The sequence below is a fragment of the Rhodococcus sp. AB351 genome (assembly GCF_049538275.1).
In the GTDB taxonomy this organism is placed as follows: Bacteria; Actinomycetota; Actinomycetes; order Mycobacteriales; family Mycobacteriaceae; genus Rhodococcus.
This window is the reverse complement of the sequence record NZ_JBMVFW010000005.1, coordinates 222,299-245,118: the sequence shown is the minus strand read 5'-3', so window position 1 is coordinate 245,118 and position 22,820 is coordinate 222,299. Positions and strand designations below refer to the sequence as shown.

The following is a 22,820-nucleotide window of genomic DNA, read 5'->3' as shown; positions in this document are numbered from 1 at the left end:
AGGGAAGGACGAACCGCGATGGCCACTACGAGATCCGGACCGGACCGAGCGAAGCATTTCGTCCCCGATCGGGAAGAACCGTCCTGGTATGCCACCGACGCCGCCGACGTGATCGCAGCGCTGTCCTCCGACGAACGATCCGGTCTCACCACGGCAGAGGCGGACGAACGTCGCCGACGCTTCGGACCCAATACGATCGTGTCCGAACCCGCACCGTCCACGTGGACGATCGCACTGCGGCAGGTACGGGATCCGATGAACCTGATGTTGATCGCCGTGACGGTGGTCAGCATCGTGATCGGGGAGATCTCCACCGCACTCGTCGTCGTCGTCCTGGTCGCACTCAATGTGGTGCTGGGCACGCGGCAGGAAGTGAAGGCCCGTGCGAGCGTGGACGCCCTCGCGAGAATGCAGACTCCGCAGGCGCGAACGATCCGCGACGGAGTGTTGAGCGAGATCGGGGCCACCGACCTGGTGCCCGGCGACATCGTGCAACTCGAAGCCGGCGACCTCGTGCCCGCGGACGGACGTGTGATCACGTCGGCGACGCTCGAGACGCAGGAAGCAGCGCTCACCGGAGAAAGTGCACCCGTTCCGAAGGACCCCGCGACCCTTCCCGTCGGTGACGTGCCCCTGGGCGATCGCTCCGACATGCTGTTCCAGAACACATCCGTCACTCGTGGTACCGCCAGGATGGTGGTGACGGAAACGGGCATGGACACCGAAATGGGCCGGATCGCGTCGATGCTCTCGGCCGTTGCTCCGAGCAAGTCACCGTTGCAACGCGAACTCGACTCGCTGACCCGGCTGCTCGGCGTCATCGCCTGGACCGCGGTTGCCGTCATCGTCGTCATCGGCGTGATCCGTGGGCAGGATCTGACCACGGTGCTGTTGCTGGGCATCGCCATGGGGGTGTCGGCGATCCCGACCGGACTGCCGACCTTCGTGCAGGCGATGCTCGCTTTCGGTGCCCGGCAGCTCGCCGAAGCGAAGGCCGTCGTCAAGAACCTTTCCGATGTCGAGACCCTCGGTGCCACGAACGCGGTCAACTCGGACAAGACCGGTACGCTCACGATGAACCAGATGACCGTGCGCTCGTTGTACTTCCACACCCGGTGGTACACCGTGGACGGTGAGGGATACAGCAAGACCGGGCGGATCACGCGTGCCGCCGGCGACGAGCTGCCCGATTTCACTCTTCTCGCATACGGATTGTGCCTCGACAGCGATGCCACGGTGTCCGACAGCGGAGTGGTTGTCGGAGATCCCACCGAGGCGGCTCTGGTCGTGCTGGCCGCCAAACTCGGCATCGACGCCCCGCTCACCCGCCGGTCGTATCCCCGCGTCGCCGAAGTGCCGTTCGACTCGGCGTACAAGTTCATGGCGACGTTCCATCACCTGCCGGTCGACGGTGCCACACGGTTCGTCGAGCTCGTCAAAGGCGCCCCGGACGTGGTTCTCGCGCAGTGCGGCAGCGCCTTTCGCCCTGGACGACGAGCGGTTCCGCTCGACGAGGTTCGTGACGACATCCTCGCGGCGAACCGAGCCCTGTCCGAGAAGGGACTGCGGGTCCTGGCGTTCGCGGCCCGTCTCGTCGACGGGCAGGAGGAAGCGGTGCGGATCGATCCGATGTCGTTCGTGGACGATCTCACCTTCGTCGGGATGGTCGGCATCATCGATCCGCTTCGGCCCGAAGCGATCGAGGCGGTGCGCACCGCGCACGCGGCAGGTATCGATGTCCGCATGATCACCGGCGATCATGCGATCACCGCCTCCGCGATCGGCGCCGAGCTCGGTCTCGGACCGGGCGTCGTCAGCGGACCCGACCTTCGTGCGATGCCCGACGAGGCTCTGGCGGCAGAACTTCCTAACCTGCACGTGTTCGGTCGGGTCACTCCCCAGGACAAACTCCGACTCGTCGATCTCATGCAGAAGGGCGGTGCGGTCGTCGCGATGACCGGGGACGCCGTCAACGACGCCGCAGCTCTGAAGAAGGCCGACATCGGAGTTGCGATGGGGTCGGGCAGCGAAGTGACGAAGCAGGCCGGAAGAATCGTGCTGACCGACGACAACTTCGGGACGCTGGTCACTGCGATACGCCTGGGACGCAACATCTACGAGAAGATCGTGTCCTACATCCGGTACCAGATGTCGAAGCTGTTGTCGCTCGTCCTGCTCTTCCTCGTCGCGAGCATCTTCGACATCAACGACGGCGTCGCCCTGACCCCGTTGATGGTGCTGTTCCAGCACTTCTTCATCACGTTGTTCCCGGTGGCCGTCATCATGCTCGACCCGCCCTCGCCGGATCTGATGAGCAAACCGCCTCGCGACCCGAACACACCGATCGCCAACAGGGCAGCCTTCGTGCAGTGGTCGTTCTACGGAACCCTTCAGTTCGCCGTCGCACTCGCGGCGATGCTCCTCGCTCCCGGTGGGATGAGCACGACGGAGCCGACCGTGGCGATGACGACCGCGTTCGTCGTATTGTCGTTCGGATCCGTTCTCGCAGGACTGTCCATGCGACGCGATCCGGAATCCGGATTCTCCGCGCCGATCGTGGGCGCCGTCCGGATCCTGGCGATTCCGGTGGTGGTCACGGTGTTCGCCGTGGAGTTGGGATTCCTTCAGGACCTCCTCATGACGACGTCGCTGACGGGTGCTCAATGGCTGGTCTGTATCGGCTGGTCGGTGATCATTCCGGTCGTGGTGGAAGCGGAGAAGGCGGTTCGACGTCGCCGACGCTCGCCGGACCTGTCGATTCCCGCGCCTGCGGCGGTTGCTCCTGCGCGGGCCCACTGAGGCGGGGTCATGCCGCGGATCGAGGGGCCGGGGGCGCTACCCGGAATCGCCACGGCTCGTGCCTACCGCCGTGAATGGTTGAGACCGGACATCACTGCCGGCCTCGTGCTCACCGCGCTGCTCATTCCGGCCGGGATGGGTTACGCCGAAGCGGCCGGATTGCCCGCCTATGCCGGGCTCTATGCGACCATCGTTCCGCTCCTGGCCTATGCGGTGGTCGGCCCGTCGAAGATCCTCGTCCTGGGCCCGGATTCCTCGCTCGCTCCGCTCATCGCTGCGGCCGTCCTTCCGCTCGCCGTTGCGGACGATCCGGAGAGCGCGCTGGTCTTCGCCGGGGTACTCGGCGTACTCGTCGGCGTGATCCTGCTCGTCGGAGGTTTCCTGCGCCTCGGCTTCGTCACCGAACTGCTGTCCAAACCGATCCGGCTGGGTTACCTGAACGCCATCGCCCTCGTCGTCATCGTCGGACAGCTTCCGAAACTGCTGGGCTTCTCGGTCGACGCGCCCGGTCTCCTCGGAGAGATCCGGGAGATCGCAGAGACCGTCGTGAACGGTGGGATCGACCCCGTCGCAGCGGTTATCGGGCTCGCCTCCCTCGCGGTCATCGTGGGCTTCCGCTTGTGGTTGCCACGGATCCCGGGAGTCCTGGTCGCGGTCGTCGCAGCCATCATCGCCTCTGCCGCACTCGATCTCACCGACGACATAGGGATGGTCGGTGCGCTACCCGACGGACTTCCGCTCCCGTCGTTCGGCGGTGTCGAGTGGTCGGACGTGGCCCGGCTCGTCGGACCGGCAGCCGGCATCGCGCTGATCGCCTTCGCCGACACCGGAGTGCTCTCCCGCACCTTCGCCGCGCGACGAGGCGAGAACGTGAACGGGAGCACGGAGATGAAAGCGGTGGGCGTAGCCAACATCGCCGGGGGACTGTTCGGAGGGTTCCCGATCTCGGCGAGCGGATCCCGGACACCGGTTGCCGAGCAGAGCGGCGCGCGAACCCAATTCGCGTGCGTTGTGGGAGCGGTCGCCGTTCTCGTCTTCGTTCTCGTCGCTCCGGGGTTGACCACCTATCTACCCGATGCGACGCTCGGCGCCGTGGTGATCGTCGCCGCCACCGCACTGGTGGACGTCCGGGGAATGGTCCGGATGTGGCAGATGAGCACGGTCGAGTTCGGGCTGGCCGTCGCGGCCTTCCTCGGGGTCGCTCTGGTGGGCGTGCTGCAGGGCATCCTCGTCGCGATCGGTCTGTCCTTCGTCTCGGTGGTCGCGCGCGCCTGGCAGCCGTATCGCACCGAGCTCGTGCGGACCGCCGATCGTCCGGGATTCCACGACGTAGAACGTCATCCCGAGGGCAGTCGTATCCCGGGTCTGGTGATCGTCCGGTTCGACGCCCCGCTGTTCTTCGCCAACGGGGAGATCTTCGATCAGTACGTGCGGTCGGTGGTGGCCCGAACCGAAGCGCCTGTCGAATGGGTGGTCATCGCGGCCGAACCGATCACGGGACTGGACACGACCGCCGTCGACGAGCTCGTCGACCTCGACACCTATCTGGAAGGCAACGGCATCCGCCTCGTGTTCGCCGAGATGAAAGGGCCGATCAAGGACCGGCTCATCAGATTCGGGGTGGGCGACAGATTCGACCCGAGCCGGTTCCATCCCACCCTCGAGGACGCGGTGGACGCCTTCATCGGCAGGACCGGTCGCGGCAACGATCAGGTCGTCGGTTGATCCTCGGTCGTCGGCCGGTCCTCCGGCGTGCGGGCCGGCCTGATCACCAGTTCCAGGACGAGCAGCGCCAGAACCGCACCCAGCACGATGAACGCAACCACCAGCCCGGTGGGGTAACGCCAGAACATCACGAGCAGTGCAGCCACTCCGATGACGACCGTCCGGATTGCGACGCGGGCACGGAAGGCCGCTTCTTCGAACGCATTCGGCGGGCGAGGCCGACGTAGCCGCTGGACGGCATCGAGACCGCGGCCGAATCCGCGACGGACCGTCAGGGCGGAGGACGAGCCACCGGTGAGGTAGGCACCGAGAGCGATCACCAGTCCGAGCACCGCGACCGCCCGAAGGCTGGTCCGCAACGGCACCAGCACCGCGTCGATGATGGCGGCCGCCGCGTCCGGCGACAGGACGTCGGGCGGGACATCGTCGAGATACAGCGATCGAGCGATGATGAGCACGACCGCCAGAACGAACATTCCCACCACCAGGGCGAGGCCCACGAAGGCGAGTGCGCGTAGGCGACGGCCGGGCGGCGCGACGGCAACTGCGCCGGCAGCAGCGGCGAGGGTGATCCAGGGCAGCACATCCGAAACGTTGTCGAGAGTGTTCACGGCCCGCTGCGCCCGGACGAGTTCCGGTGATCGGAACAGGACCAACTGCTTGTCGACGCTCGGGATCTTCTCGGCGAACGTGAAACCGCGGTCGAGAAGACGCCCCTTCACGTTGTCGATCACCGTGCCGAGCGAGATGCTCACCGTGCCCGAATCGTCGACCGTCACCGATGACGGTCCGACGTTCCCGGTCACGACCGCGACCAATGCGTTGTGGGCGGCGCGGTGGGCCTGGATCCACAGGTCCTCGAACTGCTCGCTCTGCACGAGCGACAGCACCGTCTCGTTGACGAAGTTCCGTGCCTGCCCGGTGATCACCGGTGCCAGTCCCTCGACGGCGCGGTCGACGCGCGGCGCGTTCTCCGTGGCCGGAACGGCATCGGTGAGAGCAACGAGAGCATCGGTCGTCAGTCCTTCGACGTCGACGCGCGTGAAGATCTCGTCGGTGACGGAATTCGCGATCTGTGTCTGGATGGCGGGATTCGAGCCCAGTGGGGCGACGGTGGTCACGTACCGGTCGGTGTCGAGGATCTCGCTGCGCACGAACCGTGCGGTGACCGAGAGGACGGCCAGAACCGCGACCAGCACGGTGAGCAGCGCAACCGCAGCCCAGCGCCATCCGTGTCTCGCGGGCCGCGGCTCGGGAGCGGGCTCGCCCCCGACGGCGGCTCGCTCCCGAAGCGTGGCGACCTCCGCACGCAACCGATCGAGTTCGGCGCGTTCGTCGTCGTCCAGCCGGCCCGGTCGGGGCTCGTCACCGCCCGCGCCGATGTTCGTGGTCATCCCTGCATCGCCCCCTTTCGGGGCCGGATCCAGTATGCGCCGCCGCGGATCGCTCCGGCAGGAATTCGAACCGTATTCGCTTCAGAAGTGGCCGTCGGGCGGTCATACTCGACGGGAGGGGGATCTGTTCTCGACGACACCGACGGAAGTCGGCTCCCGGCTTCCGTGAACGATCTTTCATCGAAACGAGGCTCCAGGTGACCGATTCGGATATCGACGAGATGGGCCCGGTCGACTATCTCGTCATCGAATTCCCTGCCGACCGACCACCGAACGGCTCTGCGCTACCGCTGCTGCTCGACCTCGTCGAGCGAGGCATCATCCGGGTGCTCGATCTCGCGTTCGTCCGCAAGGACACCGACGGTTCGGTCACCGGGATCGACATCTCCGAGGTCGGACTCGAGGGAGAAGTCGACGTGACGTTGTTCGCGGAGGCGTCTTCGGGCCTGCTCGGCGACACCGACTTCGACGAAGCGGGGGCTGCGCTCGAGCCGGGCTGCTCGGCGGCCGTGCTCGTCTACGAGAACACCTGGGCTGCTCCGCTGGCGCGGGCACTGCGTCGCAACGGCGCCGAACTCGTCGCATCCGGGCGTATCCCGGTCCAGAGCATCCTGGCTTCGCTGGAGAAGCTCGACGTCGAAATGTGATTCGAGCGAACGAGATACATGAGGAGATCGACATGCCAGGATTACTCCGCGGGGTGGCTCGCACCGCAGTGGTAGCGGGGACGGCGACGGCCGTCTCCAATCGCGTCTCCCGTCGACAGGGAGAGCGATGGGCATCGCAGGGGCAGGCCGTCTACGGTCGTCCGGCGCAGTACGCGCCCGAACCCGAACCCGTGCCCACGCCTCCTCCGGCCGCCCCACCTCCGGGTGGAACGGATCGCATCGCCGCGCTGAAGGACCTCGCCGAACTGAAGGCGCAGGGCGTGCTCACCGAGGCCGAGTTCGAGAGGGAGAAGGCGCGAATTCTCGGATCCTGAAATACGAGTGCGGCATCCGGTGCGAATGGCTACGACCGTTCCGGCGCGACGATCGATGCGATGGGACCGGGCTCGTGGGCGACTGGAGGTGCACGGTACACCGGATCGGCGAGCCGGCCGACCGTCTGGCGAGGCTGTCGTTGGTGCTCGCGGACGAACTCACCTCGGCGGAGGTACAGGATCGTGCGCGTGCGCTCGCCCGTGAGCTCTTCGGGCACGACGTGGACGTCGGGGAGGTCGAGCCGGAGAACTGGTCGTCCCCACGGTCACCGTCGACCCGGTCACCGTCGACTCGGCCGCCGTCGACATGATGCCGTACCGAGGACGCACTGCACCGGTTGACGGAGAGCATGTTTCGTCCGGTACGTCTCCGACTTTCCTTTCCGATGCAGTCGTCACCGTGCTCCGGATGCGGAAGGCGCTGCACTCGAGCTCGAGGGAAGGAGTGCGGACGCAACGAGTCCGACGAGCCCGATACACGCCAGCACGATCATCGCGGCCGCATACGAACGGTCCGGGGTGGCGAGGCCGACGACGAGGACGGTACCTGCCACGGCGGTGCCCAGGGACGAACCCAGATTGGACACGCAGCGCGACAGGCCCGAGATCTCACCCTGCTGTTCCTCCGGGAACGCCGACTGCACGACGTTGACGGAGGGAGTGAGCATCGCACCCAGTCCGACGCCGATGAGCAACAGACCCGGGGCGAACGCCCATGCGCTGGTCCATGCACGCACCAGCAGGAGCAGAACCACGATACCGGCGAGGGTGACGACGAAGCCGCTCATGATGAGGGAGCGTTGTGAATGCCGGGCGGCCAACCGTTCGGCCAGCAGCGAGGAACCGAGGATACCGGCGGTCGCGGCGGTGAAGATGACGCCCGTCTCGATCGCGTTGTAGCCGCGGACCACTTGCAGGAATGCCGAGACGACGAACGCGACACCCATCAATAGCAGCCACTGGATGTTCTGGGTGACGAGCGCGAGATTCGACGTGCGATTGCGGAACAGGCCGGTCGACAGCAGTGGCACTCTGCCGGACCGTTCGAAGCGTCGTACGTGCAGGAAGAACCCCACGATGAGCAGGACTCCGATGCCGATGAGGCCGACGGACACCGCAAGCGCGTTGTCCGCCTGGAGAATCCCCATGACGACGCAGACGAGACCTGCGGCGGACAGGACGGCACCGATCCCGTCGAAGGGGGTGGTCGGATCCGGGGGAAGGGGATCCTCGAGTCCTCTGCTCAGAACGACGATGGCGGCGACGATCAGTGCCTGGAAGACGAAGGCAGCCCGCCAGTCGATCGCGGTGGTGATCAATCCACCGATCAACGGCCCCGCCGCGGCGCCGATCCCACCCATACCGGTGATCACGCCGAAGGCCCGTGCCCGGGACTTCATGTCGGTGAAGAGCATCGTCGTGAGGATGTAGACGGGTGGGATCAGCAGTGCGGTGCCGATTCCTTCGAAGATCGAGTTGCCCAGGATCAGGATTCCCAGACCCGGTGCTGCCGCACTCAGGAGGGCTCCCACGCCGTACAGGACGAGCCCGGCGACGAAGCATCGCTTGCGGCCCCATCGATCCGTCAGCTTCCCACCCGGAATCATGAACGCCGCCATGACCAGAAGGAACACGGTGATCGCGGTCTGGACACCCTGCACCGTGGTGTCCAGATCGACGCTGATGTCGTTGATCATCACGTTCATGTTCGAACCTGCGAAACTGCAGATGAACTGAGCGAGGGCGAGTGGAAGCAACATTCGCCGGATGGGGGCGGACGGTCTCGCCACCGGATTGTCGGTCATCTCGTACTTCCCGTCGCGAAGGACGTCGCCGAAACTCTGCACGTCATGATCCACCGCGGTGGTGCACAGTGGCGTCGACGAGTCGAAACCGTGACCTTGACCTCGCATCCGAGACCAGAGGAGGATCGAAGGACTCGACTCCTCTTCTCGCGGGGGTACCGCCATGCTTCTCGAGGACTACGGCTTCATCGGTGACCTGCAGACCTCCGCGCTCGTCGGCCGGAACGGTTCGATCGACTGGCTGTGCATGCCCGCCTTCGACTCCGGATCGTGTTTCGCGGCCCTGCTCGGCGGCCCGGAGCACGGACGCTGGCTCGTCGCGCCCGAGGCGGAACCCGTGGCGGTGAACCGCCGCTACGTCGACGGCACCCTGGTGCTCGAGACCGATTTCGAGACCGCGGACGGTGCCGTCCGCCTGATCGACTTCATGCCTCGCCGGGGGTCGGGTCCGCCTCGGTTGGTCCGCATCGTCCAGGGTCTGCGCGGTCGGGTGCCGATGCGGATGCATCTGTCCTTGCGTCCCGACTATGCGGCCGTCACTCCATGGGTCGAGGCGGTGGCCGACGGTGCCGTCGCGACGGCCGGCCCGGATGCCTTCCATCTGTGCACGACGGTGCCGTTGGAGATCCGTGCCGGGACCGTCGAATCCGAGTTCGTCGCCGTGGAGAGCGGCCGATACCGATTCGCTCTGGACCGGTACGCATCCTTCGAACCGGCCCCCGTCGTCGAGGATGCCGAATCCGCGCTCGCGCGCACCGTGGAGTGGTGGCGCGAGTGGACCGGTCGGTGCACCTACAAGGGGGCGTATCGCGACGAGGTGATCCGGTCTCTGATCGTCCTCGAAGGGATGACCGACGAGACGACCGGCGCGATCGTGGCGGCCCCGACCACCTCCCTGCCCGAAGCTCTCGGCGGGGTACGCAATTGGGACTACAGATACTGCTGGCTGCGCGACTCGGTGCTGGCACTCGAGGCGCTGCTCGCCGGCGGATACACCGGCGAGGCCCTGGCCTTCCGTGACTTCCTGCTCCGGGTGGGAACGGGTGATCCGGCCGATATCCAGATCATGTACGGGATCAGGGGCGAACGCCGGCTGACCGAGTTCGAGGTGGATCATCTGCCCGGTTACGAAGGGTCGGCACCTGTGCGGGTCGGTAACGCCGCTGCCGAACAGTTCCAACTCGATGTGTACGGCGAAGTCCTCAGCGTGGCGTACAAGGGGGCCGAGGCGCTCGGCAGGATCGAGGCGCGAATGTGGCCCCGATGGCAGGCGGTGATCGAGCACGTCGAGAGGATCTGGCGGGAACCCGACGACGGGATCTGGGAAACACGTGGTCCCCGCCGGGATTTCACACAATCCAAGGTGATGGCCTGGGTCGTCTTCGATCGTGCCGTCCGGCTCGCGGAGGGGTTCGGGCTCGACGCTCCTCTCGAACGGTGGAAGCGGACCCGCGACGAGATCCACGACGAGATCTGCGAACGTGGATACGACCCGGTCCGCGGCACGTTCACGCAGTACTACGGTTCCGCGGAACTCGATGCCAGCGTGCTGCTCATCCCGCTCGTCGGCTTCCTGCCTCCGACCGACGACCGGGTCACCTCCACGATCGACGCGATCCGGAACGAACTCGGTCGCGACGGCTTCGTATCCAGGTATTCCACGACGCACACCGACGACGGGCTTCCGGGAGACGAAGGTCAGTTCCTGGCCTGCTCGTTCTGGTTGGTGAGCGCGTTGGCGCTCAACGGCCGGGTCGACGAGGCCCGCGCATTGTTCGAGCGGTTGCTCGGACTCACCAACGATCTCGGACTGCTCGCCGAGGAGTACGACGTGCAGGCGGGACGGCAGGTCGGCAACTTCCCCCAGGCATTCAGTCACCTCACCCTCGTCGGCGCGGCCTGTGCGATCACCGTCGCCGAACGGGCACAGGCAGTGGATCCGGTCGACGGAGCACCGGCCGTATGACCCGACGTCATCCGAATGTCATGTGTCCGTAAGCTCTTCGCACACAAGCGTGCGTGCTGTATGTATCCTGTCGGTACCCGCAGCCCGGATACGCCCCCGCGATCGTCGGTGTCTGTCCATCGAACGAACTACATTGGCACGCCGCGAAATCGGTAGAAATCGTACGAATGTCACCGATTCGGCGTGGACACTTCCCCGGACCCGCCGAGCACGTTTCAATGGCAGGTGCAGAGGGCTGTCGGGAGCGCAGGGGATACGCTTCCGCGTCGCTTGCTCCGTCGGGGACATTCGCGAACGGTGGCAGGGGAACAAGATGGAAAACGGTGTTGTGCTGTGGTTCGACGCCGGTCTGGGGCACGGGTTCATCCGTGACGACGACGGTACGGAGATCCTGGTGCACTACTCACAGATCGATGGAAGCGGCTACCGCTTCCTGACCGGGGGTCAACGGGTCCGATTCGAGATCGGTTACGGGATCTTCGGACGACAAGCGGTCAACGTGCAGGTGTGCTGACATGCAGGACGTTCGGATGGTGTGATCGGGTGATGGGCACGCGGACGAACGAATGGGCGGAGGGGGCCCACCTTCCTGCCGCGGTTCCGACCGAGGAGCAGGTGTGGGCCTCGCGGGCCGCGATCGAGCGGGCCACGGGCGTGCTGATGGAGCGGTACGGACTCGATGCCGAACAGGCGAAGGAGACACTGGTCCAGGCGTCCCGTCGCGCCGATGTGCCGATGGTGCAGTTGGCAGAGGACGTGCTCACGTCCGATCGGGCGAGTGAACCACCTTCCATCAGGGAGGCCCTGGAGACCGCATCGACACCCTCGGCATTGCGGAAGGCCGTCGCGTTCATCGAGTCCGAAGCAGCACGTCCGATCAGACTGGCGGACATCGCGGCTGCCGCCGGAATCGGTCGCCGTGCCCTGCAGTACGACTTCGTGCGTCATCACCGGACGACGCCCATGCAATACCTGCGGTCCGTACGGCTCGCGCGAGCTCACCGGGATCTGCAGGCCGCCGACCCGAACCGCGAGACGGTCGCGTCGATCGCTGCACGGTGGGGCTTCTCCTCGCCCGGACGATTCGCGACGCAGTACCGGTCCGTCTACGGCCGGACGCCTCGTGTGACCCGGTCGGGCAGGCTGTGGTCCGATCGAACTACTGCCGATCCTGCAGAAAACGAATAGACTGCACCGGAAGCGAACCATGCGTTCGCTGTCGACTCTGCCGGCGGGGCGCGAGACTTCCGACGCAGGGGGTCGGATATGTCGATCTGCCCCGTCGGCAGTGGCTCGAGTACGCACAATCGGTCCCGGTGAAGGCATTTCGGCGTATGCTCAGGACATCGGTGATCGCCTGTCACCCCCCTGCACGGACGATTGCCGGCGCCGGGTGGATCAGAGGTAGGCCACTCGGGCGATGCCGAACCCTGTCGCCCATTTCCCCTGCTCGGGTGGCAGGGTTTCGGCGCGCCGCAGGTCGTTCGGCGCGCGGGCGTCATCACTTCAGCGGTCGGAATCCGGCCCCGTTCCTCGTGATTCGCCGGGATCGTCGTCGCCGTCGTCCACTTCGGGGAGGGACGCGGGGAGTTCGGCTGCATAGGGCGCACGGGGTGGCGCGATCTCGTCGAGGCGTTCGTTGATCGCGTGGGCGATCAGATCGTGCTGCACACGGGAGAGGGGAAGCAAACCGTTGAGATACGCCTCGATCTCCACCTTCCCCACCTCGCCGCCGAGGGCGAAGTAGCGGAGCCACAACTCCTCGACACCGAGCTCGGAAGCGCGGAGTGCAGCGAGGAGTTGCCGGCGATGCTCGCCGTCGGGAAGGTAGTTCATCGCGGCGTCAGACCGTCTCGGTGTGGGTCGACGCGACTATCTCAGCTGCCACCTCCCGTACGGCGATGCGTCGTTGCGAGGACAACTCCAGCAGTCGCTGCACGGCACGATCGGCATCGAGGTTCTCGCGCAGCATCACGATTCCTTTGGCGGTGGCGATCAGGTCGCGGTCGCGTAGAGCCTGCAGCAACCGCTCCTCGAGCGCTTCGGCTTCCGACAGGGTGTGCATGTTCGCCAGCAGGATCGCCGCCTGGTCGGCGAAACGTCCCAGGATGTCCTCACTGTCTGCTGTATAGACATGGGGGCGCGTGGAATACACCTTCAGCGCGCCCAGGGTCCGTCCCGCGTACTGCAGGGGAATGCTGAGCGACGCGCACATCCCCGCCTCCGCCGCGCGAGCGGACCACTCCGGCCAGCGGTGACCCCGTCATGCCCCACCTCCCCGCCGCATCGCGGTCGTGCACCACCGATGCTCCCGAACCTACCTCTTTCCGAAGCTTCGGCGTCCACGGACGTGCAGTCCCGATCGCCACCCTTCGACACCGCACCCGAACGCGTCCGAATTGGCAGAATCCGGAGTATGCCGACCCGGACGATCGACGGTCACCGCATCACCCTGACCAACCTCGACAAGGTGCTGTATCCGAGTACCGGGACGACGAAGGGTGAGGTCGTCGAGTACTACGAAGCCGTCGCCGAGGCGATGCTTCCCCACATCGTCGGCCGGGCAGCGACCCGTAATCGGTGGCCGAACGGTGTCGGCGAACAGTCCTTCTTCGAGAAGAACCTTCCCGACCACGCACCGGCCTGGCTCGACCGTCGCACCCTGCACCACAAGGACCGGCGGGTCACCTACCCGCTGTTCGATTCCGCCGCCGGGCTCGTCTGGCTCGGGCAACAGGCCGCCCTCGAACTCCACGTGCACCAGTGGCGTTTCGACGGAGAGAAGGCAGGACCCGCGACCCGCATCGTCTTCGACCTCGACCCGGGGCCCGGCGTGGGCCTGGCCGAGTGCGCGGAGGTCGCCCGCCACGTGCGCGACACCGTCGCCGAACTCGGGTGGTCGGCCTACCCGGTCACCAGCGGCAGCAAGGGCATCCACCTGTACGTCCCGCTCGATCGGATGCTGTCGTCGTCGGGGGCGTCGAAGGTCGCGAAGCAGGTCGCGCGCAATCTCGAGACCACCCTTCCCGACCTGGTGACCGCGACGATGGCGAAATCGGCGCGCGAGGGGAAGGTCTTCGTCGACTGGAGCCAGAACAACAGTTCCAAGACGACGGTCGCGCCGTACTCGCTGCGCGGTCGCGACGAGCCGTGGGTGGCGGCGCCGCGCAGCTGGGACGAACTCGACGACCCCGACCTCGGGCAACTGCAGTTCCGGGACGTCCTCGCCCGCATCGACGAGTTCGGGGACCTGCTCGCCGGTCTCGACCCGCCCCTCGGCGAGGCCGTATCCGGAGACAAGGCGGTGTCCGGAGACAAGGCCGTGTCCGGCGGTAAGGCCGGGTCGGGAGACGCCCTGGACACCTACCGCGGCAAGCGCGACGCGTCGCGCACCCCGGAGCCGGTACCCGACCGTGTCCCCGAGAACGGTCCCGGCAACAGGTTCGTCATCCAGGAACACCACGCGCGTCGCCTGCACTACGACCTGCGGCTCGAACGCGACGGTGTACTGGCCTCGTGGGCCGTACCGAAGAACCTGCCGGACACCTCCGGGCGCAACAATCTCGCGGTCCGGACCGAGGACCACCCGATCGAGTACCTGACCTTCCACGGGACGATCCCGAAGGGCGAATACGGCGCCGGCAGCATGACCGTGTGGGACACCGGCACCTACGACACCGAGAAGTGGCGGGACGACGAGGTGATCGTGCGGTTCCACGGCGAGAGGGTCGAGGGACGGTACGCGCTGATCCGCACCGAGAAGAACCAGTGGCTGGCGCACCGCATGAAGGACCAGTCGACGCCGAGCACCGAGTCGGCGTCCGATGTCGATCCGGCCTCCCTCGTCGGGTCGTCGGGGTCCAAGGCCTTCCCGCGAGATCTCGCGCCCATGCTCGCGACCCCGGGTGACGTCTCGGGTCTCGATGCCGAATACTGGGCCTTCGAAGGCAAGTGGGACGGATACCGCGCCGTCGCGGAGATCGAGGACGGCACCGTCAGGCTCCGCAGCAGATCCGGACGCGATGTCACCGGCGACTACCGGAAGCTCGTCGAACTCGCGACGATCCTCGACGGTCACTCGGCGGTGCTCGACGGGGAGATCGTCGCCGTCGACCGCTCCGGAGTGACGAGCTTCTCGATGCTGCAGCGCGGCGTGAACTACGAGTACCGCGTGTTCGACGTGCTGTATCTCGACGGGGTGTCACTGCTGCGCAAGACCTACGACGATCGCCGACGCGTCCTCGAGGCGCTCGCCGCTGCGACGGACGGACTGATCGTCCCGGATCTGCTCCCGGGTGACGGTTCGAAGGCCCTCGAACGCAGTAGAGCGAAGAACTGGGAGGGCGTGGTCGCGAAGCGCCGGGACTCCGTGTATCTGCCGGGCAAGCGCGGAGCCGGATGGATCAAGTCGAAGAACTGGCTCACCCAGACCGTCGTGCTCGGCGGATACCGCCGCGGCAAGGGCAACCGTGCCTCGACCTTCGGCTCCCTGCTGCTCGGCGTCTACGACGACGGTGAGTTCGTGTACGTCGGCAAGGTCGGCACCGGTTTCGACGACGAGACACTCCTGTCGGTGGCGAAGGCTATGAAAGGGCACACGAGCCGCACGAACCCGTTCGCGAACGAGGTGCCGGCCGCCGAACGCCGCGATGCGGTGTGGTTGCGGCCCGAACTCGTGGGGGAGGTGCGGTTCGGGGGATGGACGGAAGGAGACCGGGTGCGGCACGCGAGCTGGCGTGGTCTGCGCGACGACATGGACGCGTCGAGCGTGGTGCGAGAAGAGGAAACAGGCACTGACTGCTAACGTTCGTCCGAAGTCGGGTGATCGGGCATTAGGGGAGGCATCAATGGCCGAGGGCTCGCGTGGCGTCGTCCGTCGGATCGGTTTGGTCGAGGATCACGAGTCGGTCGCGCTCGGGTTCGCAGCGATGCTCGCCGATCAACCCGATCTCGAGCTCGTGGGTACCGCCCCCACCGTCTCGGGTCTGCTCGAGCAGGTCACCGACCTCGACCTCGCCGTTCTCGACCTGCGCCTGTCCGACGGATCCTCCCCGAAGAGCAACGTCGAGCAGCTGCGCGCGGCGGGCCTCGAGACCCTGGTCTTCACCGGCGCCGAGAATCCGTATCTGCTGCGTTCGGCCGCCCGCGCCGGTGTGCTCGGGGTGGTGCGGAAATCCGAGCCCGCGGCCGTGGTGATCGAGGCGATCCGCGTGGCCGCCGCGGGAGGGCAGGTCGCCAGCACCGAATGGGCCGCGGCGATCGACGGTGATCCCGAACTCGACGACGTCGGTCTGAGTCCACGGCAGCTCGAAGTGCTCGAACTGTATGCGTCGGGGGAGAAGCTCGACCGGGTCGCCCGGCTGACAGGCCTCGCTCCGCAGACCGTCAACGACTACCTGCAGCGAATCCGCCAGAAGTACGCGGAGGCAGGTCGTCCCGCGCCCACGAAGACGGATCTGTACAAGCGCGCCGTCGAGGACGGATGGCTGCCGATGCCCGAACGGTCGGATGTCCGCCGTCGCTGACGAACCGGCCGGGGACGCCGGGGAGAAGTCGCACGATCGCAGCACCGCAGCCGCCGACCGGCTTCTCCGGATGTTCACGCGATTCGTCGCGATCGGATACCTCTGCTACTTCGCGTTGCTCGTGCCACAGATCCTCGAGGCGTCGGCACTCGTCGCGTGGTGGTGGACCCCCACCGCGACCGTCCTCATGTTCGGCTCCGGAGTCGCGCTCGGCGTCGCGTCGTTCCGCGGCTCGGTATGGATGCAGCGGACCGCAACCGTCAATGCGCTCGCCTACGTCGTGATGGTCGGGTTGTGGTTCGTGGCGTGGAACGGGACACAGATCCCGCAGGACCACTCGTTGTGGTTCACCGCCTTCCCCGGCCTCGCCTCGCTCGCGGCGGCGGTCGCGTGGCGACCCCGGCGGGCGTTCGTCCACATGCTCGTCGCGGTCCTGCTCGCGCAGGGCGCGAACCACCTCGTCCGCGACGCCCCCTTCGGATACTTCCTGGCGCCCGACCTGGCGTTCGCGTTCGTCTTCTGCACGGTCTTCCTCGCGGCCGCAGTGGTGGGACTCGGCACCGGCCGCACCCTCGACGAAACCATCGCCGCCACCCAGGCCACGGCGGCCGCCGCCGCGGCGGCGGAAGCGCGGAACGCCGAACGCGCACGGTTCGACGCCCTGGTCCACGACCGGGTGATGTCCACCCTGCTGGCGGCGTCGCGCAACGCCCCCCGGGAGTCGCTCGTCGAGCAGGCCGAACGCGCCGTCGCCGAACTCGACGAGTTGCGGCGCGGCACCGATCGGGACTCGGCGCTCGACGCCGCCGCAGTCGTGGCGCGACTCCGCTCGGCGGCGACCGAGGCCGACGAGGACGTCGTCTTCACCGGCCGTGTCGCCCCGGGATCCGGCGACGTCTCGTTCCCGCCCGAACCCGCGCGCGCGACCGCCGCCGCCCTCGCCGAGGCGGTGCGCAACAGCGTGCGGCACGCCGGTAAGGACGCCTCCCGCACGGTCGAGGTGGATGTGGCACCGAGATGGATCTCCGTGCAGGTCGTCGACGACGGCAGAGGTTTCGAACCCGAGGCCGTCGACCCGCACCGGCTCGGTCTCGAAGTGAGCATCCGCGGGCGCATGCGCCGACTGTCCGGTGGACGGGCGGTCGTGCAGTCCGCTCCCGGGGCCGGGACCCGGGTGTTGTTGTACTGGCGGGATCCGGCCGCATGAACACGGCGAACTCGACCGTCTCCGATCTGCTGCGGATGCACAGCCGGCCCGCGCGGGCCTTTGCCGTCCTGTATGCGGTGACCTGCGTGGTGCTCGCCCTGAACACCGCGCCCCATGCGGAGGTCCGCTGGCCCCTCGCGATCGCCGTGATCGTGTGTGTGGCCGCCGCCTACGCGCTCGTCGCGGTGGAGGGGGATCCACTACCGGTGCGACCCGCACTGGCGATGACGTTCTCGGGCGCGATCGCGTCGGCGTCGGTGCTGTGGGTGGTGCCCGCCGATCCGGCACCGCACCCCATCGAGCTGTGGCCGTTCGGGATGTCCACGACGATCCTCGTGTTCATGTGCGTGCGGGGACGCACGGCGTTCGCCTGGTGCGGGATGCTCCTCATGCTCGTCGTCGCCGCGCTGTGGTCGTATCTCACGGGCCCCGGGTTCGGCTACGGACTGGGGCTGACGATCACAAGCGCGGGACCTGTCCTCATGGGCACCGTCTGCGCCTACACGATCCGCCCGCTCGCGCGGTCGATCTACCTGCTGCGCGCCCGGTCGATGCAGCGGATCGCGGCGGAGTCCGCGGCCGCCGCGGCCCTGGAGGAACGTGATGCCCGGCTGAGCAGCCTCGACGCGTCGGCGCGCCCGTTGCTCAAGCGGATCGTCTCGGGCGAACCTCTCGACGAGAACGAACGGATCGAGTGCGGACTGGTCGAGGCACGACTGCGCGACGGTCTGCGTGCGCCCGTGCTCCAGGTGCCCGAGGTCGACCGGGCCGCCGCTGCGGCCCGCCGGCGCGGCGTCGAGATCGTCATGCTCGACGACCACGCCATGGACTCGGCGTCCCCCGAGGTCCGGCGCGCCGTCTACCGGGAGGTGGTGGACGTGCTCGATTCGGTGAGCGAGGGATCGGTGACCGTGCGGGTGCTGCCGCCGGCCCGCGCGGCGATGGTGACGATGCTCGTGAAGGGCGAGGGCGTGCGCCGGATCGAGATCGGGCACGACGGCTGCCGAACCGGTAATTAGTCGACACACCGATGCCCATATTTTCTTGGGCAGAGAAAAATCTGTCTGGGTAGTTGTCGGTTTCAACCGTTACGTTGTACCCACTCGAAACGGAGTTCGTCGGGGGACTCGGTTCGATCCCATGTATTCATCTCGGTAGGGACGCGCTATGACGACGATGCTCGAACACTCCCCGGCACAGAAGCCTGCGCCTCAGAAGCCCGCACTCTCGGCTCGCGAGATCGAGATCCTGCGGGCCTGGCTGCTCTGCGAGTCCAAGTCCGAGGCGGCTGCGAGCCTGTTCGTCACCGCAGCCACGGTCAGCACCCACATCGTCCGCATCCGCGAGAAGTACGCCCGCGTGGGGCGTACGGCGACCACGAAGACGGCACTGCTCGCCCGCGCTCTGCAGGACGGTGTGGTCTCCATCGACGAGCTGTGACCCGTCGGCCTGCCACCGCACAGGGTGGACACACGACGGATCCCGTGAGCGCGGCCGACCGGATCCACCGGGTCTTCGGCCGGTTCATCAGCGCGGGCTACGTGTTCTACCTGCTGTTCGTCGTCCCCACAGCGGTGTCGCAGGCCCACCTCACGGCATGGTGGTGGTTGTCGACGTCACTGCTCGCGATCTTCGGCACCGGAATCGCGCTCGGGGTGGCGACCTTCCTGAGCGATGTCCGGTGGGTCGGACGACTCGCAGCCGCCAACGCCCTGGCCTTCCTGATCGCGGCGGTCCTGTGGTTCCCGGCCTGGACGGGTGAGGCCTCCACGAGCACGGCCTGGCAGGCGCTCTTCCCCGGAGTGGCAGGACTGTCCGCGGCGGCAGCGTGGCGGCCCCGGACGGCGCTCGCCTACCTCATGGTGGTGGTCTTCGTCGTGCAGGCCACCAACTACCTGCTGGTGAACACCACGACGGGATACCGATTCGTCCCGGAACTCGCGTTCGCACTCATGTTCTGCGGGGTCTTCGCTGCCGCGGCGATCGTCGCCTTCCGCACGGGCGACGTCCTCGATTCCACCGTCGCGGCCACCGAGCGATCCGTCGTCGCGGCGGCCGCGGCCGCGGCCAGGACGGTCGAACGCGAGCGGTTCGATGCGCTCGTCCACGACCAGGTGATGTCCACCCTGCTCGCCTCGGGTCGCGGCGCATCCGACGGTCCCGTCGCCGCCCAGGCCCGTCGTGCGCTGGAGATGTTCGACTCGCTGCGGCGCGGCGACGACACCGAGAGCAGCTTCGACGCCGACCGGGTGGCGGCCCAGTTCCGCTCGGCGGCCTCCGAAGTGGACGAGGACGTCGAATTCACGACTGCCACGAGCGTCGATGCCGGGCCGCACTACCCGGCCGACGTGATCAGGGCGGTCGCAGCCGCGCTGGCCGAGGCCGTGCGGAACAGCGTTCGCCACGCCGGCCCGGGCACGCAGCGTGCCGTGCACGTCGACCTCGGTTCCGGATCGGTCCGCGTGGTCGTCCGCGACGACGGCCACGGATTCGACCCGGCCCAGGTCGATCCCTACCGGATGGGCATCCGCGCGAGCATCCACGGACGCATGCGCAGCCTGGCCGGAGGCGACTCGCAGATCACCTCCGGTCCCGGAGGCACGACGGTGACGCTGTTCTGGCGCGATCCGGCAGAGCGTCGCGCGCCGTGACCGCCGAACCGACCCGCGACGTGCGCGACCTGCTGGGGATGCGCACCACGGCCGCACGTGTACTCGTGAGCCTCTACGCCCTGGTCTGCCTCGTGCTGGCGGCATTCGGCGCCGAGCACACGTCCGCGAGCTGGCCTCCCGCCCTCGCTGTGCTCGTGTGCACGTTCGCGGCGTTCACCCTCATCACCGTTCCGGGCGACCCGCTGCCGATGCCGGCGACGATCCTGCTCGCCGCCACCGGGACGGTCTCGTCGGCGCTCGTCTTCTCGGTGCTGCCGGTGCCGTCCCCGGGAGGCGTCGCGACCTGGCCGCTCGGGATGTCCACCGTCGTCTTCACCTTCATGTGCGTGCGCGGACGCACGCTCGCAGCGTGGATCGGGTTGGCCTGCATGATCGCGACCGCGACCTTCTGGACCTACGTCACGGGACAGGGGATCGGACCCGGCCTGTCGCTGTCGGTCGTCAACGCGGCCCCGGTCCTCATGTCCACCTTCTTCGCCTTCACCCTGCGCCCCCTCGCCGGATCCATCTACCTGCTGCGGGCGATGTCGTTGCAGCGCAGCGCGGAACAGGCGGCCTCGGCGGCAGCGATCGAGGAGCGCGACGCGCAGCTCGACCGGCTCGACTCCCTGGCCCGGCCGCTCCTCGAACGCATCGCGACCGGGGAGCTGCTCGACCCGGGCGAGCGACGCGCCGGCGTGCTGCTCGAAGCGCGTCTGCGGGACGGGCTTCGAGCGCCCGCCCTGCAGGACCCGCAGGTCGTCGAGGCGGCCGACGCCGCGCGCCGGCGAGGTGTGGACGTGGTGATGCTCGACGATCACGGCCTGGACGGGGTGCCCCCGCACGAACAGGCCCGCCTCCGCCGCGCGGTCGCCGACGAACTCGACTCGGTCTCACACGGTTCCGTCACGGTGCGGGTCCTGCCTCCGGGACGCCGGGCGCTCGTGACGATCCTCGTGCGGGGCGACTCCGTGCGCCGCATCGAGCTGGGCAACGCGTCGCAGGGCTAGAGTCACCTCCCGTGACCGTGCTGAAGTCGTTGCTGCTGTTCGCCGTTGCCGCCCTGTTCGAGATCGGTGGTGCGTGGCTGGTGTGGCAGGGCGTGCGCGAACACCGCGGCTGGATCTGGATGGGGCTGGGCGTGATCGCTCTCGGCGCTTACGGTTTCGTCGCCACACTCCAGCCCGACGCGAACTTCGGTCGCATCCTCGCCGCGTACGGCGGTGTGTTCGTGGCGGGTTCCCTGGTGTGGGGCATGGTGATGGACGGCTTCCGGCCGGACCGGTGGGATGTCGCGGGCGCGCTCGTGTGCCTCGCCGGCGTCGCCATCATCATGTATTCGCCTCGGTGACGGGGCATCCGGCACAGAGGTGCCGGATGTCTCGTCCGGACATCACGGAACCACGACACCGCCGACTGCGGGGGTCGAGTTGCACAGCGGTCCACTGCCGAGATTCACCGAACCGAACACCGTCGCCACGACCTCACCCGGACCGGTGTCGACCAGTGTCGACAGGTTCGGGTACGCACCGCCCAGATCGACGATGCCGGTGCGGCCGTTGTTGCGGTTGAGCCATGCGACGCTGACCTGTCCGGCTGCCGGGACCGGCCACAGGGCCTCCCGCGTGGAGAACAGGACGTGGCCGCCGGGGATGCCCTCGTCCGGTCCGGGTTGCGCCGTGACCGAGGTGAACGACGCCAGGCTGCCCTGGTTGATGCAGCCGATGGTGATCGCCGTGCCCAGGGGCTGAGGGGGTGCAGCGGTGGCCACACCGGTGAATGCGATTGCGGCGGCGACGGGTGCCGCCAGGGCGAGAACTCGACGTGGAATTCGCAGTGCAGGCATGGTGCTGCTCCTCGGAAAGGGAAGGTCACGTCCGGGAGCCGACCGCAGCGAAGAACACCGCGGCGCGTCCCGCGCACCGATGACGAGCGTGAGTCTATCGAGACACCGAAGTCCCAGGAGCGGTTTCGGTCTCGATCCGATACAGCTCGGAAGCATTGCGGCGCAGCACCGCGTCGGCGAGCTCGTCGCCGAGGACCTCCTCGACGAGGGTGATGTCGCTGTCCCGGAACGGTCGCGGTGCCCGTGTCGACGGCAGGTCGGTGCCGAACACGAGTGCACCGGGATTCACGTCGGAAACGGCGCGCAGCGTGTCGGCCACGGGCAGGTCGACGCGTCCGAACCCCGTGGCCTTCACGTGGATACCGCCCTCCACCAGCCGCAACAGAGACGGCAGACCCTCCTGCGACAGGCCCAGGTGGTCGACGGAGACAGCGGGTAGTCCGGAGATCGTCGTGTGCAGTTCGGCCAGATCGCGCGAATCGATGTACAACTCGGCGTGCCAGCCGACGAGATCGTGGACCCGCCGGGCGAGGCGGTCGAGGTCGGACAGCGTCGCCGATCCGCCACGTCTGACGTTGAACCGCACGGCGCGCACTCCCGCCGCGTCGAGTCGCACGATTTCGTCGTCCGAGGCGGTGGCCGGAAGTTGTACGACGCCGACGAAAGTGGGCCCGAGCCGGTCGAGCGCGTCGAGGAGATAACTGTGGTCGAAGGCCTGGAACGAGCCCGACACCACCGCGCCGCCGGTGACACCCCAAATGTGCGACCCGCGCGAGATAGTCGTCGACGGTGAACGGTTCGGGCAGATAGCCGTCGTTCTCGACGAGAGGGAAACGCGGATCGATGATGTGCAGGTGGGCGTCGAACATCTCCCCACGATAGGAAGCCCGGTCCGGTCGGGACAGGGTTCGGCTCGACGG

20 protein-coding genes and 2 pseudogenes are annotated in these 22,820 nt (G+C 67.5%); 15 read left to right on the top strand and 7 right to left on the bottom strand.

The genetic code is table 11. The features are described 5' to 3' along the window. The first annotated feature begins 18 nt into the window (after positions 1-18). Both ACPCXD_RS13535 and ACPCXD_RS13530 read left to right on the top strand, forming a co-directional pair. Positions 19-2,799 (top strand): cation-translocating P-type ATPase, encoded by a 2,781-nt coding sequence (locus ACPCXD_RS13535; protein WP_423659921.1) that lies wholly within the window; start codon positions 19-21, stop codon positions 2,797-2,799. 9 nt (positions 2,800-2,808) lie between these two features. Beyond that, on the top strand, positions 2,809-4,524 hold the full coding sequence (locus ACPCXD_RS13530) for a SulP family inorganic anion transporter (RefSeq protein ID WP_423659919.1): 1,716 nt from the start codon (positions 2,809-2,811) through the stop codon (positions 4,522-4,524). On the opposite strand, the gene ACPCXD_RS13525 is transcribed toward ACPCXD_RS13530, so the two are convergent. Continuing rightward, complete coding sequence (locus ACPCXD_RS13525) at positions 4,509-5,918, bottom strand: hypothetical protein (protein ID WP_423659917.1); 1,410 nt, start codon at positions 5,916-5,918, stop codon at positions 4,509-4,511. The genes ACPCXD_RS13530 and ACPCXD_RS13525 overlap by 16 nt on opposite strands. 197 nt (positions 5,919-6,115) lie before the next feature. On the opposite strand from ACPCXD_RS13525, the gene ACPCXD_RS13520 reads away from it, so the two are divergent. Next, entirely contained in the window at positions 6,116-6,565 is a 450-nt protein-coding gene (locus tag ACPCXD_RS13520; RefSeq protein ID WP_033096760.1) for a DUF6325 family protein, read from the top strand. 32 nt (positions 6,566-6,597) lie between these two features. Continuing rightward, positions 6,598-6,900, top strand: coding sequence for an SHOCT domain-containing protein (locus ACPCXD_RS13515; RefSeq protein WP_037217018.1), 303 nt, complete (start codon positions 6,598-6,600; stop codon positions 6,898-6,900). A 395-nt stretch (positions 6,901-7,295) separates the two neighbouring features. Here ACPCXD_RS13515 and ACPCXD_RS13510 read toward each other — a convergent pair whose 3' ends face one another. Further along, positions 7,296-8,660 carry an MFS transporter gene (locus ACPCXD_RS13510; RefSeq protein WP_258259715.1) on the bottom strand — a complete coding sequence of 455 codons (1,365 nt, stop codon included), beginning with the start codon at positions 8,658-8,660 and terminating at the stop codon, positions 7,296-7,298. A 208-nt stretch (positions 8,661-8,868) separates the two neighbouring features. Here ACPCXD_RS13510 and ACPCXD_RS13505 point away from each other — a divergent pair, with 208 nt between their 5' ends. The 3 genes from ACPCXD_RS13505 (at position 8,869) to ACPCXD_RS13495 (ending at position 11,859) form a co-directional block, all read left to right on the top strand. Then, positions 8,869-10,671 (top strand): glycoside hydrolase family 15 protein, encoded by a 1,803-nt coding sequence (locus ACPCXD_RS13505; RefSeq protein ID WP_423659914.1) that lies wholly within the window; start codon positions 8,869-8,871, stop codon positions 10,669-10,671. Positions 10,672-10,984: 313 nt separating this feature from the next. After that, on the top strand, positions 10,985-11,185 hold the full coding sequence (locus ACPCXD_RS13500) for a cold shock domain-containing protein (protein WP_160873825.1): 201 nt from the start codon (positions 10,985-10,987) through the stop codon (positions 11,183-11,185). Between the two features lie 32 nt (positions 11,186-11,217). Then, positions 11,218-11,859, top strand: a complete 642-nt coding sequence (locus ACPCXD_RS13495; RefSeq protein ID WP_160873826.1) for a helix-turn-helix domain-containing protein — start codon at positions 11,218-11,220, stop codon at positions 11,857-11,859. A gap of 318 nt (positions 11,860-12,177) precedes the next feature. On the opposite strand, the gene ACPCXD_RS13490 is transcribed toward ACPCXD_RS13495, so the two are convergent. From ACPCXD_RS13490 to ACPCXD_RS13480, 3 genes and pseudogenes are all read right to left on the bottom strand, one after another. Further along, positions 12,178-12,507: a hypothetical protein gene (locus ACPCXD_RS13490; RefSeq protein ID WP_160873827.1), complete on the bottom strand. Its 330-nt coding sequence runs from the start codon at positions 12,505-12,507 to the stop codon at positions 12,178-12,180. Between the two features lie 7 nt (positions 12,508-12,514). Continuing rightward, on the bottom strand, positions 12,515-12,736 hold the full coding sequence (locus ACPCXD_RS13485) for an ANTAR domain-containing protein (protein WP_261380119.1): 222 nt from the start codon (positions 12,734-12,736) through the stop codon (positions 12,515-12,517). An 18-nt stretch (positions 12,737-12,754) separates the two neighbouring features. Next, positions 12,755-12,910, bottom strand: a pseudogene (locus ACPCXD_RS13480) (GAF domain-containing protein); the annotation flags it as partial. 177 nt (positions 12,911-13,087) lie between these two features. On the opposite strand from ACPCXD_RS13480, the gene ACPCXD_RS13475 reads away from it, so the two are divergent. From ACPCXD_RS13475 to ACPCXD_RS13440, 8 genes are all read left to right on the top strand, one after another. Next, positions 13,088-15,475 carry an ATP-dependent DNA ligase gene (locus ACPCXD_RS13475; RefSeq protein WP_423659911.1) on the top strand — a complete coding sequence of 796 codons (2,388 nt, stop codon included), beginning with the start codon at positions 13,088-13,090 and terminating at the stop codon, positions 15,473-15,475. A gap of 43 nt (positions 15,476-15,518) precedes the next feature. Continuing rightward, positions 15,519-16,196: a response regulator transcription factor gene (locus tag ACPCXD_RS13470; protein WP_085469313.1), complete on the top strand. Its 678-nt coding sequence runs from the start codon at positions 15,519-15,521 to the stop codon at positions 16,194-16,196. Next, on the top strand, positions 16,180-17,403 hold the full coding sequence (locus tag ACPCXD_RS13465) for a sensor histidine kinase (protein WP_423659909.1): 1,224 nt from the start codon (positions 16,180-16,182) through the stop codon (positions 17,401-17,403). The genes ACPCXD_RS13470 and ACPCXD_RS13465 overlap by 17 nt, the downstream gene beginning before the upstream one ends. Further along, positions 17,400-18,422, top strand: a complete 1,023-nt coding sequence (locus tag ACPCXD_RS13460) for a DUF8320 family protein (protein ID WP_229567334.1) — start codon at positions 17,400-17,402, stop codon at positions 18,420-18,422. Before ACPCXD_RS13465 ends, ACPCXD_RS13460 begins: the two co-directional genes overlap by 4 nt. A 148-nt stretch (positions 18,423-18,570) precedes the next feature. Then, complete coding sequence (locus ACPCXD_RS13455; protein WP_016692216.1) at positions 18,571-18,843, top strand: LuxR C-terminal-related transcriptional regulator; 273 nt, start codon at positions 18,571-18,573, stop codon at positions 18,841-18,843. 44 nt (positions 18,844-18,887) lie between these two features. Continuing rightward, on the top strand, positions 18,888-20,054 hold the full coding sequence (locus ACPCXD_RS13450) for an ATP-binding protein (RefSeq protein WP_229567336.1): 1,167 nt from the start codon (positions 18,888-18,890) through the stop codon (positions 20,052-20,054). Then, positions 20,051-21,064 (top strand): DUF8320 family protein, encoded by a 1,014-nt coding sequence (locus ACPCXD_RS13445; protein WP_145693428.1) that lies wholly within the window; start codon positions 20,051-20,053, stop codon positions 21,062-21,064. The genes ACPCXD_RS13450 and ACPCXD_RS13445 overlap by 4 nt, the downstream gene beginning before the upstream one ends. Before the next feature lie 11 nt (positions 21,065-21,075). Further along, positions 21,076-21,405, top strand: a complete 330-nt coding sequence (locus ACPCXD_RS13440; RefSeq protein ID WP_006551592.1) for a YnfA family protein — start codon at positions 21,076-21,078, stop codon at positions 21,403-21,405. Positions 21,406-21,447: 42 nt separating this feature from the next. Here ACPCXD_RS13440 and ACPCXD_RS13435 read toward each other — a convergent pair whose 3' ends face one another. Both ACPCXD_RS13435 and ACPCXD_RS13430 read right to left on the bottom strand, forming a co-directional pair. Beyond that, positions 21,448-21,900 (bottom strand): hypothetical protein, encoded by a 453-nt coding sequence (locus ACPCXD_RS13435; RefSeq protein ID WP_159416534.1) that lies wholly within the window; start codon positions 21,898-21,900, stop codon positions 21,448-21,450. Positions 21,901-21,994: 94 nt separating this feature from the next. Continuing rightward, positions 21,995-22,769, bottom strand: a pseudogene (locus ACPCXD_RS13430) (amidohydrolase family protein). Positions 22,770-22,820 lie beyond the last annotated feature (51 nt).